We start from the raw sequence: 17,361 nt of genomic DNA, 5'->3' as shown, positions 1-17,361 counted from the left end.
GGGAACAGTTGACCGCCCAAAGTTGCGCGCGGAGCACGCATCTGGGGATTGCGCGCCGCGTGTGATCCTTTACTTTACCCAAAGGCTAATTAACCAAACGGTATACAATGCCCGACTCCCTCTCCCTCACCTTCTCGGCGCTCGCCGACCCCACCCGGCGGGCCATCCTGGCTCGGCTGCGGGACGGGGAGGCGAGTGTGGGGCAGTTGGCGGAGCCGTTTCTGGGGCGCATGACCCTCCCGGCCGTCACCAAGCACCTCAAGGTGCTGGAGAAGGCCGGGCTCGTCACCAAGGGGCGCGAGGCGCAGTGGCGGCCGTGCACGCTCAATGCCGCGCCGCTTCGCGATGTGGACGCGTGGATGCAGGAATACCGCGTGCATATGGAAGCCAGCCTCGATCGCCTCGGCGACTACCTCAAGACGCTCACCACACCCACCCACCAGGACTCCCCCGATGAGCCACGCGACGCCTGACCCCTACGAAGCCGCGAACGAGCTTCGCATCACCCGCCTGTACGACGCGCCCGTCTCCCTCGTGTGGGATGCGTGGACCCAGGACGAACACGTGGGGAAGTGGTGGGGGCCGCGTGGCTTCACCATCACGACGCACCGCAAGGAGCTGCGCCCGGGCGGCTTCTGGGACTACACGATGCACGGCCCCGACGGCAAGGACTGGCCGAACTTCACGCGCTATCACGAGGTCGTACCGCAGGCCAGGCTGGTGTACGATCACGGTGCGTCGTCGGAAGATGCGAAGCCGATGTTCCGCGTGACCGCGACCTTCACCGACGTGGGCGGCAAGACCGAACTCGATATGCGCATGGTGCTGGAGTCGGCCGAAGCGGCCGCGCAGACACGCGCCTTCGTGAAGGCTGCCGGCGGCAACGGCACGTGGGACCGTCTCGCCGAGTTCCTCGAGAAGCAACAGTCGAATGCCGATGTGTTCGTGATCAACCGCAGCTTCGACACCGACATCAACACGATGTTCGACCTGTGGACCAAGCCGGAACACTTCGCCAAGTGGTTGGCGCCCACCGGCATGACGATGGCGTTCATCCGCGTGGACATTCGCACCGGCGGCGAAGGCTTCTACTCCATGGGCAACGACGCCTTCACCATGTACGGCAAGACGGCGTACACACGCATCGAGCGGCCGCATCTCATCCAGTACACGCAGTGCTTCGTCGATGCGCAGGAGAATCTGTCGCGCCACCCGATGGCACCGCTCTGGCCGGCCTACATGCGCACCACGGTGCTGCTCACCGAGGAGGGGCCGCACCGCACGCGGGTCACCGTGCGGTGGCAGCCGGATCAGACGGCGACGCCGGAAGAGATCGCCGTGTTCGCCGAGGCGCGTGCGGGGATGACGATGGGGTGGACGGGCTCGTTCGACAAGCTGGAGGCGGTGATCCAGGCTACTTGAGCCGCCCGTACTTCTTGAGCGCGTCCACCACCCGCGCCGCAGGCAGCCCGTAGACGCGCGTGTAGTTGGCCCCCTCCATCGTATCGGCGGCAAGCATCGCGTTCAGGATCGCCTCCTCGGTGGCCTGCACGGTGGCCGTGAACAGCGGCGAGATCATGTCGTTGGAGAGCAGCGTGACGCTCGCGCTGTCCTTCGCGATGGCTGCCTTGCCGTTGGCGGTGGAGAAGGCGACGAAGATGTCGCCCGAGCCATTGCCACCGAAGCCGCCGGTGCGCCCCACGCCGAGGGCGACGCGGGTAGCGATGCGCTTGAGTTGATGTGGCATGAGCGGCGCGTCGGTGGCCACCACCACGATGATCGAGCCTTGCTCCACGGCATCCGTGCGATCATCGCGCGGCGCACCCGAGGCGCAGCGCGGGCGGTTGCGCAGTGCCGCATCGGCGGTCGCGGGCATCTCGCCCGCCGCGCAGCTCGCGAGATCGGTGATCTCCTGACCGACGGGCACGCCCGCCACCAGCAGATCGCGCTGCGCGCCGAAGTTGCACTGCACAAGCACACCCACGGTGTAGCCGCCCTGAGCAACCGTGACGCGACGGGAGGCCGTCCCGATGCCGCCCTTGAAGCCAAGGCAGCGCATGCCGGTGCCGCCGCCGACACTGCCTTCGGTGACGGCGCCGCCACGCGCACTGGTGATGGCCTCACGCACATGCGAGGGCTTCACATGAAAGCCGTTGATGTCGTTGAGGCTGCCGTCGTACGTCTCGGCGACGACCGGCAAGCCCCACGGCTGCAACCCCGGGGTGCCCACCTTCCATTCGAGAATCGCATCGCGCACCACGCCCACGCTGTGCGTGTTGGTGATGCCGATGGGGCCTTCGAGCACGCCGCCCTCCTGCAACCACGTCGTGCCGGTCATCTCGCCGTTGCCATTGAGCGTGAACCACGCCCCGAACACCGGCGTCGCATCACGCTGTCCGCGCGGATGAATGATCGTCACGCCGGTGCGCACCGGCCCCTGTCCCACGACGAGCGGCCCCGCCGCCCCACGGATGAGCGTGGTGTGTCCCACCTCGACGCCGGCGACATCGGTGATCGCGTCAAGGGTGCCGGGCGTGCCGCCGATCAATGGCGAGATCCCCAGGTCACGCGCGCGCGGGCGGGTCTGCGGACGCGTCTGCGCGTCGGCGCGCGTGCCCGCGACACCCAACGCCAGCAGCGTGATCAGCGCGAGCCCCCCGCGACTCGCGCTCACTGCGGCACGCTCCCCTTGCGGTAGTCGAGCGCCGGCTTCTGTGTGCCGAGCAGCGTGGTGTAGCGGAAGTCGGCGCCGCGCGCCTTCTCGAACTCCGCTTTCGCCGCCGCGAGCGTGGCGGGCTGCGTGAAGAGATCCGTCGCCGTGAGCGCCATGGTCTTGGCGGCGATCATCATCCCCTTCGCACCGATCGACATTCCGCCGGCTGCGACGGCCTGCCATGAATGCGCGGCCGTGCCGGGCACCCATGTGGCCGCGTTCAACTGCACGGTGGGCACGGTCCAGCTCACATCACCCACATCGGTGGATCCGGCATCGTTGCCGCGCGTGAGTGGACGAACCTGTGACGTCATGTCGAGCGGTTTGGCCACGAAGTTGGGCGACTTCTGCAGTTGCTCGGCGAAGGCGCGCTCCTCGGCGGTCATCGTATAGCCGCCCACGCGCTCGAGCGCGCGCTGCTGCACCTTGGCCAGCGTTTCGTTGGGGAGCAGCGCATAGACCGAGCCGGTGAGCGTCAGGTCAAACGTCGTGCCGGTGCCGATCGCGGCCCCCTTGGCGGCGTTCACGACGCGCTCCCACACGTCCTTCACCACCTTCATGTCCACGTGGCGCACGTAGTAGTACACCTGCGCTTCGTCGGGCACGACGTTTGGCGCCTTGCCACCGTCGGTGATGACATAGTGGATGCGCGTCCCGTCCGGCACGTGCTCGCGCAGGTAGTTGGTCATCACGTTCATCACTTCCACGCCATCCAGCGCCGAGCGGCCACGTTCGGGCGCAGCGGCCGCATGGGCGCTGACGCCATGGAAGGTGAACTTGCCGGAGACATTGGCCATCGACTCACCGAACGTGACGTTGTTCTCGTCGCCAGGGTGCCAGGCAATCACCGCGTCGACATCGTTGAACACGCCATCGCGCACCATGTACACCTTCCCCGAGCCGCCTTCTTCGGCGGGGGTGCCGACCATGCGCAGCGTGCCCTTCACGTTGTTGGCCTGCATCCACTCCTTGAGCGCGATGGCGGCCGCCGTGCTCGCCGTGCCAAAGAGATGGTGGCCACAGCCATGCCCGGGGCCGCCGTTTAAGAGCGCCTTGCGCGTGGGGCTCGCGTCCTGCGACAGGCCGGGGAGCGCGTCGAACTCGCCCAGAATGGCGATGACCGGCTTGCCACTGCCGTACTCGGCGATGAACGCCGTCGGCTCGCCGGCGACGCCGGCCTTCACGGTAAAGCCGGCGGTCTTGAGCTCCGACTGCAGGAGCGCCGAGCTCCTGGTCTCCATGAAGCCCACCTCGGCGAAGCCCCAGATCTGCTTGGCGACGTCACTGTAGTGCGCGGCCTTGCTGTCGAGGCTCGTGAGGAGGGCAGCCGTGTTCGGCGCGGTGGGCGCCTTGGCGGCGGGCTTGGCTTGGGCGAAGAGCGCGGGCGCGGCCGTCAGGGCGGCGGCGCCGAGGAGCGCCAGAGGCGCGCGGAGGCGGAAGGAAGCGGGCATGCCACAAGAATGCCGATCCGGTGGCGGCCCCGCGAGAGGTCGCGCCGGGCCGCCCGCCGCCTCACCCCTCCGTCTTGCGCCGCGCCTCGGCGAGGAATGCCGGTTCGAGTTGCAGCAGGTTGGCCAGCTTCCGCATGAGATAACTCTCACGCTCGGCCAATGTGCCGTCGGCCAGCACGACCTGCCACATCAGCTCGGCAAGGACCATGCGCTGCGGGAGGTCGTAGGCCTGCACCACGCGCCGCGTGAAGGTGAAGTCGTCAACGCTGGTGCGCGCCGCGGCCGCGGCTTCGGCCATGAGCGCGTTGGCGCCCTCGCCGGTGACGCCGAAGTGCCGTTCCAGGATCCAGCGCATCTGGGCCTGTTCGGCGTCGCTGAAATCGCCGTCCACGTTGGCGAGTTCGATGAGCAGCGCACAGGCGGCGACGCGCACGTCGTCGGCCGGGATGGCCGCGGACGCGCTGGGTTCGGCCGCGGGCGTGGCGGGTTGCAGCAGTCGGCGGAGGGCGTCAAGCATGCCGACAATATCTACCTGATGATCGCCTTCGCCAATCGTTCGCGCACCTTGCCCATCGGGAGCGCTTTGTTGCCCGGGAGAATGTTCCAGGAGTTGAAGACGACAACGTAGTCATCATCGGGGAAGGCCATCGGGAACTGCCCGCCAAAGCCGGAGCCGCTCCAGATGTACTTGCCGTTGCCGCGCGGATCGGGGTAGAGCCACCACTTGAAGCCATACTTGGGGCCATTCGGCGCGTCGCTCACCGCAACCGCGGGCGTGGTGGACGCCGTGATCCACTCCTCGCTCACGAGGCGCTTGCCGTTCCACATGCCCCGCTGCAACCAGAGCTGCCAGAGTTTGGCGAGGTCGGTGGTTTCGAGATACAGCCCCCCTTCGGTGTCGAGCGCGCCCGCCGCGGTGCGTTTCCAGAACCAGTTGGTGATGCCGAGGGGCGCAAAGAGATGCTCGGCGGCATACGCCTCGAGATCGCGCCCCGTGGCACGCGCAAACACGGCGCCCAGCAGAATGCTCTCGCCGCTGCTGTAGTTGAAGACCGTACCCGGCTCGCGCTCCATGGGCAAATTGATCGCAAAGTCGACCCAGTCGAAGCTGGCTTCGAGCTGTGACTCGGTGTTGTTCGGATCATTGGGCGACAACCCGTCCTTCCATTCGAGGCCGCCCGTCATCGTCAACAGGTGCCGGATCTGAATCCGGCGTTTGCGGGCATCGATGTGCTTGACCTGGGTCGTGTCAAAGAAGCGCAGGATGGGGGTCGTGAGCTCGGGAAATTCGCCACGGGTGCGGGCGACGCCGACCACCATGGACATGACCGTTTTGGAGACCGATTGCTCGCTGTGCAGCGTGCCGCGGCGATAGAACGGGTGCCACCACGACGCGTAGTAGTTGTACGGGCCCGTCGGATCGCCCGCGTTGAGCGCGCTCTTGACCTTGGCGGAATCTCCGTAGGCCGCGTCGTAGTTGTGGGTGTAGCGCTGATCGACGACGAGTTTGCCGTGGCGCACCACCACCAGGCGATCGACATAGCCATACGTACCGGCGCGAATTTCCCGGTCGAGGGAATCGAACACGGCCGCGTTGAGCCCTTCGCGCGCTGGCGTGCTGCGCGGCCACGCGCTGGGCTGGGCGTGCGCGGTGGCCGCGAGGAGGAGGCCAGCGAACGCGGCGGCAAGCGGGCGATGCAGAGCGGATACGGGTGACATAGCTCCGGTGGGCAAGAGAGGGGGCTGCCACAAGCTACGCCGCGCGCCCCCCGCCCGTGAGGCGCCCCTCGCCGCTCACCGGATGACGTCGAGACTGTCTTGCCCCACGCTGCGGAGCACCTGCTGGAGCAGATCGCCGGGAAGGCTCCGAAAGCGACTGATCAGCGTCAGGCGCTGCTTGTACTCAGGCGTCGCCACGCGCCCGGGCGGCAGATCGTAGTTCAGGCCAAGCTGCGCCACGTCGAGCGCGCGGATGCGCGGCCAGGTGATGTAGGTGAGGCGTGTCTCCCGCAGATAGAGCCCCGCCGAATCGACCGCCAGCAGTTCACCGACGCGATCGCGCGGTTCGTCGGTGATGCGCACGGCGACCTCCGCACCGGCGGCCGATTGCGCGACGCGCAGCGTCGTGGGGCGCGTGCCCCATTGGCACGCGGTCGCCAAGGGGAGCAGCACTAGCCACGCATATCGCGCCACGCGCCATCCGGTCAGGTTTCGCATCGAGGCTCCTTAGCGCGTCGGAAGTGGCGAGGCATAGAACTGCTTCTCGAAGGCGGCTTGTGAACGGCGCCAGCGGGTCATCGCGGTCACGACGGCGCTGTCGCCCGGCACGAAACGCCGGGTGGCGGCCTCGCCCGTGATCCACGCCGGTCGCACCCATTCGGTGTACCACCCCTGCCACGTCACGAGGTAGCGCGCCGTCGAGTCGGCGGCCATGACATCGGCGTCGTCGAACTCGAGCGTCATCCGCTGCCCGGGGCGCGTCTCGAGGTAGCGCTCGTCGCTGGCCCGCAGCATCGGGACCACGGCGGAGTCGTTCACCGAGCGCCCATCTGCCATGCGGGCGTAGACGCGGCTCACCGGCACGCGCACGCTGGGCGGCCGTCGATAGGCGAACGCGATGCGCGCCTGATCGATGCGCCAGTTGTCGGCGACGAACCGCAGGCGTACATGCACGGGCTCCCCGCTGGCCACGCGCGGCCGCGGCAGCACGAGCGCCACGTCGCGGAAGGCGATCGGCCCCACGTCGCCCAGGCGAGCGTGACTCGTCCGCGACAGACCGCCGACCGCCAGTGGCACGCCGTCAACGATGGCGCGCATGCCCATGGTGTTGCTGTACCACTGGCCGAGCGCGAGCGCCGGGGCTGCATTCGCGAGGTCGCGCGACAGCCAGTCCATGGCGCCGACGCCACTGAGCATGCCGTCGTACAGCAGGATCGTATTGAGGAGCGAGTTTCGCAGGCGCAGCAGCACCACCAGCGAATCTGATGCACCGGCGGTGCTCGGCGATCCGGGCGCCGGCACCGTGAGATCGATCCAGTCGTCGAGATCGCCCACACGCGCGGCCGCCACGCGGCGCGGTGCGCTGGCGAAGGTGGCGGCATCGGCCTCACGCAGCACGGCGCGCACATCGCGCCCCTCGCGATCGCGCGCACTGGCCGGCGGCTGCAGGTCGCGGACGGCCACGAGTCCGCCACGTTGATCGGGAACCACCACTTCGTTTGGCGCGTGCGTGACGCGCGTCAGTTCGAGCAGATCGATGTGGTGGGTCTCGAGTGCTTCGTTGCGCAGTTCGAGGCGCACGACACCCTCACGGGTGCGTGCCACCACGAGCGGGTCGATATCGCGTTGGCGGAAGAGGGGCGCGATGGCATACGAGAACCCCTCGGCTTGCAGGACCGCCTTGCTCCCGGTGTCCGCGTAAAGCGTGGGGCATGAGCCGAAGATGGCCACGGCCAGCAGCGCGGTGCCGAAGGCGCCGGCCACGGTGGCCGCTGCGGACACCACGAGCGTCGCGCCCGGATCGACTTTCCCGTCGAAGGTTTCCAGACCAACGATGCTGTCGAGCGGTACCGAGTCGAGCGCGGCCGGGCCGCTCGCGACATTTGCCATCAGCGCATAGCGCGCGGCGGTCCCGCTCACATGGGTGCGCGTCACGGTCGCCCCGCGCAGGAAGACAACCGTCGCCCCACTGCGCAGATGCGCCTTGACGGGCGTCCTGACCTCGGTGGCCATGGGTGACGCCGCAGTGCCGACGGCGCGCGCGGGGAGATCGCGCGGCTCCGTATGCCAGAAGACGTTGATGCAGGCGCCGGCGGCCAGCAGCCCGATGAGCGGCACCGTGCGTCGGGCGAGGTGAACGGGGCGTCGCGCCATGCTCAGAATCTCCAGCCAATCGTGAAGGGATAGTATTCGCGAAATTCGGGGATCACCTGTTCAGCGCCGAGCAGGATGAGGGCCCGCAGGCCAACCTGGAGTGCGCCGACTTCGAGCGTGGCGCCGACGATCGGCATGGTGCCGCTCCCACTACTGCTGCCCGGGCGCCCGGCCCACGCCATGATCGGCGGCCGCGAACTGCGCACCGAAAAGGCACCGCCGTAGCCACCCACTGCGGAGAGGCGCACCTGTCGCCAGACGGGCAGCCCGAGCATCGCCTCGATCGCCACGGTGCTGACGCGCTCGGTGCGCGGGCCCGGTCCATAGGGGGAGAGCGAGACATGGCGGTCCACGAACCAGAGCGACGGGCCAACGTAGACGTGGGGCGCCAGGCGGGCGCGTACGGCCACGGTCCCAGCGAGGACGCGCCCGCCCTCTCGGCCGCGTTCCACGCCGATGCCTTTGCTCAGGTCGAGGAACTCGGGGCCACCGGCCACGTCGATCACCCATGGCCGGTCCGGCCAGAGGCGCTCGGTGGACGGCTGTGCGTGGAGTGTGCTTCCGACCACACCCAGCACGAGAGGCGGCAGCGATCGCCATGCCGAACGGAGTCGTGTCATGAGTCGCATGCTCTACGGTGCGATTCCATTGACGAATCCGCCATACGTCGGCCGACGTACGCGTCCGCTGCACCCGTTCGTCGAACTCGCCCCTCGGTGTCATGATTGACAGCGTCATGCAGGGGCGGCAACGTCTCCGAATGGCCACGCCCCTGCCCATCGTCGATGCGGTCCCTGCCAATCGGTGGTGGCGTGTGGCGCAGGGGGCCGTGTGGCTGGTGGGGCTCATCATTTATCTGAGCCTGTTCGTCCGCCCCGCGCTGGGCCTCGCGCTCTTCTGGAACGTGCTCATTCCCGTGGCGCCGGCGCTGCTGGTGGTGGCGGTCGGTGTGTGGCGCAATGTGTGCCCCATGGCCAGCGTGACGCTGTTGCCGCGGCATCTTGGTGTCTCGCAGCAGCGCATCATGCCACCGCGTGTGCAGGCGCGATTGCAGCTGGTGGGCGTGTGCGCCCTGTTTCTGATTGTCCCGCTGCGTCACGCGATCTTCAACACCGATGGACCGGCCACCGGCGTGCTCATCACGGCGCTGGCGCTCACCGGCATCGTTATGGGAGCGCGCTACGAGTGGAAGAGTGCCTGGTGCTCCACGCTGTGCCCGGTGCACCCGGTGGAGCGCCTGTACGGCAACAATGTGCTGGCGCCGATGGCCAACGCGCACTGCGCGGCCTGCCGCAATTGCGTGGTGCCCTGTCCGGACTCGACGCCGAACATGCTGCCGCATCGGGGGAGCAAGTTCACGCCGTCACAGGTGGCGGCGGTGCTCGTGACCGGCGGGCTGCCGGGGTTCGTGTGGGGCTGGTTTCAGGTGCCCGATGCCCACGATCTCTCGAGCGCGACACGCGTGCTCAGCGTGTACGCCATGCCGATGCTGGGACTCACCCTGTCGGTGGGGGTGTATCTCGCACTGCTGCAGTGGCGGCGTCTCGATGAAACCATCCTCGGTCGCGTCTTTGCGACCGCGGCGGTGTCGTGCTACTACGCGTATCGCATTCCGTCGCTGGTGGGGTACGGTGCGCGGGCCACAGACGGGGTGCTCGTGGACCTGCACGGTGTGCTGCCGGCGTGGGGCGTGTGGGCGGCCGTCACGGGCGCGACGGCGTTCTTTGCGTACTGGATTCTCGTGCGGCCGCCCAATGCGCAGAGCTGGGTGACGCGGCCGGCGTACGCGGGGCGCTCGGACCGCTAACGGCGCGGGGATACGGCGGAAACGGCTGTCACCAGGCATCCGAGGCATCCCGGGCATCCCAGAGGAGCGGTCACACGTCGAACTCGAGCGCGAGCCTCACCACATCGCCAGCGCCGAGCGACCCGCGTACGGCCTTGGGCAACGGCAGCAGCACACGCCCGGATTTCTCGCGCCACACACTCGTTTCCCACCGCGTGTCGCCCAGAATCGCCACCACGGGCATGCGCCCCCACGGACCGCTGCGTGAGGGCGCACACTCGGGGGGAACGGGCGCAAACGTCCACCCGCCCTTGCCGGGGTAGGTGAACAGCGTGGCCGTAAACGTCGTGCGGTGCGGCACGCCGGACTACTTCACGTTCGCCCGGAAGAACGCCACCGTGCGCTCCCACGCGAGCTTGGCCGCCGTGGCATCGTAGCGCGGCGTGGTGTTGTTGTTGAAGCCGTGCTGCGTGCCCGCATACAGATACCGTTCGTACTTCACGCCGGCGGCCTTGAGCGCGGCTTCGTACCCCGGCCAACTGTCGTTGATGCGCTGATCGTTCTCGGCGCTCTGAATCATCAGCGGCGCCTTGATCTTGGGCACATCCGGCAGATCGGGCGCGGAGCCGTAGAACGCCACGCCCGCGGAGAGATCGGCGCCGAGCTGCGTGGCGAGGTAGTTCACCATGCCGCCGCCGTAGCAGAAGCCCACGGCGCCGATGTGGCCGGTGCACTCGGCGTGGGCCTTGAGGAACTTGGCGCCGGCGATGAAGTCCTGCCGCGTCTTGCTCTGATCGAGCTTGGGGAACACCTCGCGCGCCTTGTCTTCATCGCCGGGATAGCCACCCAGCGGGAAGAGCGCATCGGGGGCGAAGGCGAGAAAGCCATCGGTGGCCAGGCGACGGGCGATGTCTTCGATATGCGGGTTGAGCCCGCGATTCTCGTGGATGACGAGAATGCCCGGCGCCTTCTTGCTCCCCGCCGGCTTGGCGAGATAGCCGCGCATCGTGCCGTACCCCTGCGGTGACGGATACTCCACGTACTGCTGCTCGATGCGCGCGTCGTCGTGGGCGACCGTCTGCGCCTCGAGGAACTTGGGGCTCAGCTGATCGAGCAGCATGGCGGCGGTGACCCCGCCGACCGCCCACTTGGAGGCCTTGTCGAGGAAGGTGCGACGGTCGATACCGCCGTGCACGTAGGCGTCGAACAGAATGAGCAGTTCCTGATCGAAATCGTGCGCGGTCTTCTGGGTCATGGCAGGCTCCGGGACGGGAGGGTGGGGGAGACGAAAATACCGTTCCGTGGCCAGGTCGGCCATGCGAACGCCCCCGCGCCCGTGCTATTCTTGCCGGATGACTGAAAGGACCGAAACCCGTCCGTCCACGCGCGACCATGCGGTAGCCTTCCTGGCCTGCATCGCGGTGTCGCTGCTGCTGCTCTATCCGCTGGCCCAGGGGCAGATGCTCTTTGGCGGTGGCCGCTCCGACATGTTCATTGCTGGCTACGCCTTCCGGCGCTTCGGCGCCGAGACGTTCCTGAACACGGGGCACATCCCCCAGTGGAACCCGTACCTGTTCGGCGGGCTGCCGTACATCGGCGCCATGCACGGTGACATCTTCTACCCGACGGCGTGGCTCCGCTGGATCCTTCCGGTGGACGTCGCGATCACGTGGGGGATGGTGATCCACTTCGTCCTCGCCGGCTGGTTGCTCTATCGCTTTGCGGTGGCCCTCGGTCTCTCGTGGGGCGCGGCGCTGATCGGTGGCGTGGCGTACGAGCTCACCGGCATCGTGGCCTCGCAGATGAGCCCGGGTCATGACGGCAAGCTCTTCGTGTCGGCGCTCGCGCCCCTCGCCTTCTGGACGCTGCTGGTGGCCATTCGCGGGCGCCGCATGTGGGCGTACGGGGCCTTTGCCGTGGAAGTCGCCCTGATCGTGCTGGGCCACTATCACATGGCGTACTTCCTGTTGCTCGCGCTCGGGCTGTGGGCGCTGTACCTCGCCCTGTGGGACAGCGAGCGCCCCGCTGATCAGCCGGCGTGGAAGCCGCTCGCCTTGAGCGCGGCGGCCGTGGCGGTGGGGGTCGGGATCACGGCGCTGCAGGTGCTGCCGTTCCTGAGCTACATCCCGTATTCGCCGCGCGCCGAAGGCGGCAGCGACACCGGCTGGCAGTTCGCCACCAGCTACGCGATGCCCCCCGCCGAGATCTTCACGCTGCTCCTGCCGGAGTTCAACGGCGTGCTCGATCAGTACTGGGGGAGCAACCCGATCAAGTTCCACACCGAATACGTCGGCGCGCTGCCGCTGGTGCTCGCCGCCCTCGCGTGGACCGATGCCACGCGCCGCCGCCTCGCGCTCGCGTTCACGCTGGGCGCCGTGTTCTTCCTGCTCTTCGCCTTCGCGGGGCACACGCCCTTCTACAAGCCGTTCTTCGAGCTGCTCCCCGGGCTCAAGAAGATCCGCGCCATGGGCATGGTCTTCTATCTCACGGCGTTCAGCCTCAGCATCCTCGCCGCGATGGGGGCCGATGCACTCTTCGCGCAGCGGGTGAAGGCCCGCACCGTACTCGCGCTGGGCGGTGGCGTCGTGCTCTTCGCCCTGCTCGGCGCCGTGGGCGGGCTGCAGCCGCTTGCTGAAGGGCTCGCAATTCCCGAGCGCGCCGAAGCGGTCTTCGCCAACGCGGCCGCGCTCAAGGCGGGCGCCGTGCGGCTCCTGGGTTTTGCTGTGGTGGGGACGTTGCTCCTCTGGGCCACCGCGATGCGCAAGCTGCCGGCGCGTGTGGCGGTCATCGCGCTGGTGACCGCCACGGGGCTCGAGCTCTGGAGTGTGGACCGTCGCTTCTTCAATTGGTCGCCGCGGGCTTCGCAGCTCTTTGCCGATGACGCCGTCACGACGTATCTGCGCAAGGCGCCCAAGCCGTATCGCGTGCTCGATGGGCAGGACAGCTACGGCAAGTCCATTCTCATGGGCTACGACATTCCGCAGCTGACCGGCTATCACGGCTTCCAGCTCAAGCGCTTCAACGACTTGATGTTTGCCGAGCAGGGGCTCTCGCCGTCGATGTTGGATCTCTACGCCGTGCGCTATCTGATTCTGCAGGGCGAACAGAACGTGCCGGGCTTCAAGCGCGTCGTACCGCCCACACCGACCGCGCTGGGCACCACGGCCGTCCTCTACGAACGTGAGACGCCCACACCGTGGGCGCGCGTGGTGCCGGCGGCGGCCAAGGCGCCCGATGCGCAGATCCCCGCGACGGTGACCGATGCGCGCTTCCCGGTGAACGGGGCGGTGCTGCTCTCCGACTCGGCGCGCACCACGCTGCCGGCCGCGGCCGCGCCCTTTGCGCCGTCGGCGTCGGTCGCGACGGTGAGCGACTGGCGTGCCGGTGCGATGAAGGTCAGCGTGGCACCGGCGGCGACCGCGCCGAGCATGCTCGTCGTCGCGGAGAACTGGTTTCCCGATTGGCAGGCCACGGTGAACGGCAAGACCGTTTCCGTGACGCGTGTCGATCACGCGCTGCTCGGCGTGGAACTGCCGGCCGGTGCGTCGGAGGTGACGCTGACGTTCGACTCCCCGACCTATCGGACGGGGAAGATCATCAGTCTGGTGGCGCTGCTGGTGGCGCTGGGGATGTGGCTGGTGCCGCTGCTGACGGCCTCGCGCGGCCCGGGCGCGGCCCGCGCGGGCTAGACGGCGCCGGCCGGGCCGGCGGCATCACCGGCGCCAATTGCAGTTCCCTCCCGAATTGGCGACACTCCGGTATGACTCGCACTCTTCGTGTTGTGGCGCTCACGCTTGGCGCCGTCGCGCTGGCGGCCTGTGGCAGCCTCTTGACCACGGTGGACGGTAGCGGCGCCCACTATGGCCTGCTGCGCGGCACCGTCACGCGGGCGTCGGGCGGACCGGTGGCGAACGCGGCGGTCGGTGTCTCCTGCGTGGGGACCACGAACGAGCCGTTCGGGCTCACCGTCGATGCCGATGCGACCGGCAAGTTTCAAACGAACGTGAACGCGCCGTCGATCTTTCCGCCGCTCAGTGGCCCGAGCTATACCTGTCGGGTGCTGACCCCCTACACCGGGGTCCCCCTCGCCGAGAAGTCGATCACGATTCTGGTGAGCACCAGTGCCAACGCGCGGCCGGTGACCGAAGTCTCGCTCGTCGTCCCCTGACGTGGGGAGCGCCGCGGGGGGCGCGGCGGCGCCATATCCGCTCACCGCGCTGACCGTCGTGCTCGGCCCGCCACGGGTCGCGTCTGACGCCTTCGCCGATTTTCAGCGCGCCGCCACGGCGGGCGAGAAGGTCGCCGAGCACCCCTGGGCGCAGCATGAGTACGCGGCGCTCGATGCGCTCACGGCGCGCGAGGGCACCATCGCGACGCACTCGCTGCTGGAAACGTTCGTCGGTGGCGTGCTGCAGGTCGGTGTGATCGCCGCCGACGTGGAACGGCAGTGGGTGCGCCACGCGGACGGGCAGCTGTACGCCTCGCTCACCATTGTCTCGGAAGACGTGCGGCCGCGGGCGGCCGGACTGGCCTTTCACGATCCGGCGCTGGTCGATGCACTCAACGCTGTGGGGGAGCGGATCGCCGCGCTCGATGATCGAGTCTGGATCCGCTGGAGCAGTCGCACGACGCACGATGTGGACGATGGCACCGTGCTCACACGCAGCGCCGCGCTCATGGGGCAGATCGCCGAGCTGGTGATTCGCGAATCGCCGGTGAGTGATGCCAACGGTAACGCGGAGACGGCGCTGGAGCCCGAGCTGCTCACCGCCATCCGCCTGGGGCGCGCGCATGCCGATGCGCCAGGGGCGCCAATCACGCGAGCGCTCCGTGCGCTGCGCCATCATGATCCCATGCGCGCCGAATGGACGCGCATCCTGATGGACGCCTTCTACCTCGGTGCGCTCGACGCCGCGCAGCTCGTCAATCGCCGCGACGCCGCCGAGCGGCAGGGGCTTGCGTTCCTCTATCTCGGGAAGGAACGCGTGGACCGGCTCAAGGCCAACCCCGATGTGTCGCCGCGCTTTCGCGGCGAGATGGCGGCGAAGACGTTCCTGACGGCGTACGCGCTGGAGCGTCTCGCGCCGGCCATCTCGGCCGCGCTGTGCGACTACATGGCGGCTACATGATGACGACCGCGATGTGATCGCCTTCCTTGAGGCGCAGCGCGTTGGTGCTCACCGGCGCGTTGCCCTCGGGGCGCGCGAACACGCGCAGCGGCGACGCATTGCGCAGCAGCTGGGCCGGCACATCGAGCGTGCGCTGCGACTTGGGATCCACCTCACCGAGGAGCACGAAGAGCAGGCCCTGCTCAGCGTACACGCTCACGCGACGATCGCGCGCGTTGTCGATCGTGACCGTGGCGCTCCGCGCGGCGCCGCGCGGCGTGCTCACCAGCAGACTGTCGTTCGCCGGCAGCCCCTCCGCGGGCGGTACGAGCAGCCCGAGCAGCGAGCGGTCGCGCAGTGGCAGTTCGTAGCGCGCGACCCGCGCGTTGTCGCCGGTCGCGCGCGCCGTCAGCGTGATCTGCCGCGCGCCACGCACGGCCCATTCCGGGAGGTCGATCGCGCCGGTCTGACCCGCCGCCACCGTGCCCACGGCCTGCTCCACCCGGCCGGCGTCGATGAAGAAGGTGACCGCCGCCTGACGGTCGTTCTGCACGGTCACCGTCCGCGTCGCCGCGCGCTCGGCGCGCTTGGCCGGCAGGCTGGCCGTATCGGCAGTGGTGGTCTGGGCGGCGAGTGGAGCGGCCGCGAGGGAGGTGATGGCCAAGGCCATCGGGATGTATGCGCGCATGGGTCTCAAGAGCTGAGTGAAACGAGTGGGCGAAACGCCGCGAGGCGCCGGCCGTGATGGCCAGCGCCTCGCCTTCAACTCAGCGTTGAGACGTCGGTTCCGTCGTCGCACAGCCCGCGCGGCTGCGGGTCGAACGGCATCCAGCGTGGGACAGAAAATCGCGGTCCGGTCCGAACCCGCCTAACGCGGGTCGATGCGGCTCCCGCCGACATACACGCCCCGCTGCTGGCGCACATTCCGGATGTTCGCGAGCGGCGACGCGCCCAGCACCACAAAGTCGGCCCACTTGCCCGCTTCGAGCGTGCCGAGCTCGCGATCGACCTGCAGGCAGCGCGCGGCGGTCTGGGTGGCACTCTGGAGCGCCTGCATCGGCGTGAGTCCGGCGTCGACCATCATCTCGAGCTCCATCAGCTCGAAGTACCCCTGGAAGCGGCCGAGTGGGCCGGTATCGGTGCCCATGGCAATGGGAATGCCGGCGTCGAACAGCGTCTTGAGATTGCGCATCGCGACCGGCAGCTGCTTCTGGTACGTCTGCGCGGTGCTGCTGGTGCGCATGGCCTCCATGCGCGCCGGTTGCGACACCGTGGCCATCCACTCGCGGTTGGCGTGTGCCAGGAACAGCGAATCGCTGAAGAAGGGGGGCACGCTCCCGTACACGTAGGTGGACACCTCACGCATCAACGTTGGGGTGTAGCAGATGCCGCGTGCCCTGAGGTCGCGCACGAAGGCCGCATCGACCGGCTGGTCTCGCACGCTGTGCGCGATGTAGTCAGCGCCCGCGGCGAGGAGTGCCTTGGCATCATCGAGGTAGTAGAGGTGCACCGCCACGCGCATCCCCCGCGCATGTGCGGCATCGATGACCGCCTTCCACACCTCGGGGGGCATCTTCTTCGTGGTGCCGAGGTTGTCGTCGACCCGGATCTTCACGATGTCCACGCGCTGTTCGGCGACCTTCGCCACCTGCACGCGGGCGTCGTCGGCGCTGGTGGGGTTGAGGACCGGCCCGGCGAGGTACACGCGTGCGTAGGGCGGGGGCCCGCGCTTCTGCGCATCGCGCGCGGCAAAGACTTCCGACGGTTCATCGCCGAGCGAAAACACCGTGGTCACGCCGTAGGCGGCATAGGTGCCCAAGTTCGCGAGGCTCGCCACGTGGCCATGCGCGTTGATGAGCCCCGGGATCACCGTTTGACCAGTCAGGTCCACACGCTGTGCGTCGAGCGGGATCTCGACGCGGGTGGCCGGCCCGATGGCCACGATGCGCCCGCGCTCCACGACCATGCGCGCGTTCGTCACCGGGGCGGCGCCGGTGCCGTCGATGAGCGTGAAGCCCGAAAAGACCGTGGCCTGGCTGACGGCGAGGGCGGGGGTCACAGCGAGCGCCAGGAGGGCGCGCCGGAGCGAACGGAGGGCGTGGTCCATGCGAGAACGATACCGCTGCGCCCAGCTGCCGGCACGTAGTAGTTTTGGGGCCATGGACGACCTCTCCCGGATCCCCACCGACACGCTCCAGCGCATGCACGCCAAGGTGCGCACGATCATGTTCGCGCTGCTTGGGTTGGACGTGGTGGCCGTGTCGGCATTCGCGTTTCTGCTGATCAAGCCGGAGCTGCGGCGCATCGTGCCGTTTCTGGCGCCGGCCCTCTTGCTCCCAACGCTCGCCATCGTGCCGGTGGTGGGGCGCATGGGCGCCATCAGTCTCGAGCTCAAGAAGCGCGACGCGTCGGGCGCTTCCTGAGCGGCTG

General features: G+C 68.5%; 18 protein-coding genes. 7 read left to right on the top strand and 11 right to left on the bottom strand.

The features are described from left to right. Nucleotides 1-107 precede the first annotated feature (107 nt). Entirely contained in the window at nt 108-473 is a 366-nt protein-coding gene (locus K2R93_19200) for a metalloregulator ArsR/SmtB family transcription factor (protein MBY0491977.1), read from the top strand. After that, nucleotides 454-1,422 carry an SRPBCC domain-containing protein gene (locus K2R93_19195; protein ID MBY0491976.1) on the top strand — a complete coding sequence of 323 codons (969 nt, stop codon included), beginning with the start codon at nt 454-456 and terminating at the stop codon, nt 1,420-1,422. Before K2R93_19200 ends, K2R93_19195 begins: the two co-directional genes overlap by 20 nt. On the opposite strand, the gene K2R93_19190 is transcribed toward K2R93_19195, so the two are convergent. From K2R93_19190 to K2R93_19160, 7 genes are all read right to left on the bottom strand, one after another. Continuing rightward, a complete protein-coding gene (locus K2R93_19190; protein MBY0491975.1) occupies nt 1,415-2,674 on the bottom strand; it encodes a P1 family peptidase in 1,260 nt (419 codons plus the stop codon). The genes K2R93_19195 and K2R93_19190 overlap by 8 nt on opposite strands. Continuing rightward, nucleotides 2,671-4,164, bottom strand: coding sequence for an amidohydrolase (locus tag K2R93_19185; protein ID MBY0491974.1), 1,494 nt, complete (start codon nt 4,162-4,164; stop codon nt 2,671-2,673). The genes K2R93_19190 and K2R93_19185 overlap by 4 nt, the downstream gene beginning before the upstream one ends. Before the next feature lie 61 nt (nt 4,165-4,225). Continuing rightward, nucleotides 4,226-4,681, bottom strand: a complete 456-nt coding sequence (locus tag K2R93_19180; GenBank protein ID MBY0491973.1) for a TerB family tellurite resistance protein — start codon at nt 4,679-4,681, stop codon at nt 4,226-4,228. A gap of 11 nt (nt 4,682-4,692) precedes the next feature. Next, complete coding sequence (locus tag K2R93_19175; GenBank protein MBY0491972.1) at nt 4,693-5,883, bottom strand: beta-lactamase family protein; 1,191 nt, start codon at nt 5,881-5,883, stop codon at nt 4,693-4,695. 75 nt (nt 5,884-5,958) lie between these two features. Further along, nucleotides 5,959-6,381 (bottom strand): hypothetical protein, encoded by a 423-nt coding sequence (locus tag K2R93_19170; protein MBY0491971.1) that lies wholly within the window; start codon nt 6,379-6,381, stop codon nt 5,959-5,961. Between the two features lie 9 nt (nt 6,382-6,390). Continuing rightward, the gene (locus tag K2R93_19165) at nt 6,391-8,037 is read right to left on the bottom strand and encodes a hypothetical protein (GenBank protein MBY0491970.1); all 1,647 of its coding nucleotides are present in this window, start codon (nt 8,035-8,037) and stop codon (nt 6,391-6,393) included. Between the two features lie 2 nt (nt 8,038-8,039). Continuing rightward, nucleotides 8,040-8,657, bottom strand: coding sequence for a hypothetical protein (locus K2R93_19160; protein MBY0491969.1), 618 nt, complete (start codon nt 8,655-8,657; stop codon nt 8,040-8,042). 140 nt (nt 8,658-8,797) lie between these two features. Between K2R93_19160 and K2R93_19155 the strand changes: the two genes are divergently transcribed. Beyond that, nucleotides 8,798-9,844 carry a hypothetical protein gene (locus K2R93_19155; GenBank protein MBY0491968.1) on the top strand — a complete coding sequence of 349 codons (1,047 nt, stop codon included), beginning with the start codon at nt 8,798-8,800 and terminating at the stop codon, nt 9,842-9,844. A 70-nt stretch (nt 9,845-9,914) separates the two neighbouring features. Here K2R93_19155 and K2R93_19150 read toward each other — a convergent pair whose 3' ends face one another. Continuing rightward, entirely contained in the window at nt 9,915-10,184 is a 270-nt protein-coding gene (locus tag K2R93_19150; protein ID MBY0491967.1) for a DUF1905 domain-containing protein, read from the bottom strand. 6 nt (nt 10,185-10,190) lie between these two features. Further along, nucleotides 10,191-11,078, bottom strand: coding sequence for a dienelactone hydrolase family protein (locus K2R93_19145; protein MBY0491966.1), 888 nt, complete (start codon nt 11,076-11,078; stop codon nt 10,191-10,193). Between the two features lie 97 nt (nt 11,079-11,175). Here K2R93_19145 and K2R93_19140 point away from each other — a divergent pair, with 97 nt between their 5' ends. From K2R93_19140 to K2R93_19130, 3 genes are all read left to right on the top strand, one after another. Further along, nucleotides 11,176-13,512 (top strand): YfhO family protein, encoded by a 2,337-nt coding sequence (locus tag K2R93_19140; GenBank protein MBY0491965.1) that lies wholly within the window; start codon nt 11,176-11,178, stop codon nt 13,510-13,512. Between the two features lie 71 nt (nt 13,513-13,583). Further along, nucleotides 13,584-13,991: a hypothetical protein gene (locus K2R93_19135; protein MBY0491964.1), complete on the top strand. Its 408-nt coding sequence runs from the start codon at nt 13,584-13,586 to the stop codon at nt 13,989-13,991. Between the two features lies 1 nt (nt 13,992). Beyond that, on the top strand, nt 13,993-14,952 hold the full coding sequence (locus K2R93_19130; protein MBY0491963.1) for a hypothetical protein: 960 nt from the start codon (nt 13,993-13,995) through the stop codon (nt 14,950-14,952). On the opposite strand, the gene K2R93_19125 is transcribed toward K2R93_19130, so the two are convergent. Together K2R93_19125 and K2R93_19120 are read right to left on the bottom strand one after the other, a co-directional pair. Then, nucleotides 14,945-15,619 carry a hypothetical protein gene (locus K2R93_19125; protein MBY0491962.1) on the bottom strand — a complete coding sequence of 225 codons (675 nt, stop codon included), beginning with the start codon at nt 15,617-15,619 and terminating at the stop codon, nt 14,945-14,947. The two genes, K2R93_19130 and K2R93_19125, sit on opposite strands and share 8 nt — an antisense overlap. A 180-nt stretch (nt 15,620-15,799) precedes the next feature. Beyond that, nucleotides 15,800-17,038, bottom strand: a complete 1,239-nt coding sequence (locus K2R93_19120; protein ID MBY0491961.1) for an amidohydrolase family protein — start codon at nt 17,036-17,038, stop codon at nt 15,800-15,802. Nucleotides 17,039-17,090: 52 nt separating this feature from the next. On the opposite strand from K2R93_19120, the gene K2R93_19115 reads away from it, so the two are divergent. Continuing rightward, a complete protein-coding gene (locus tag K2R93_19115; protein MBY0491960.1) occupies nt 17,091-17,354 on the top strand; it encodes a hypothetical protein in 264 nt (87 codons plus the stop codon). The last annotated feature ends 7 nt before the right edge of the window (nt 17,355-17,361 follow it).

Source organism: Gemmatimonadaceae bacterium (genome assembly GCA_019752115.1).
Lineage (GTDB): Bacteria > Gemmatimonadota > Gemmatimonadetes > Gemmatimonadales > Gemmatimonadaceae > Gemmatimonas.
This window is presented reverse-complemented; position numbering and strand designations above follow the sequence as displayed.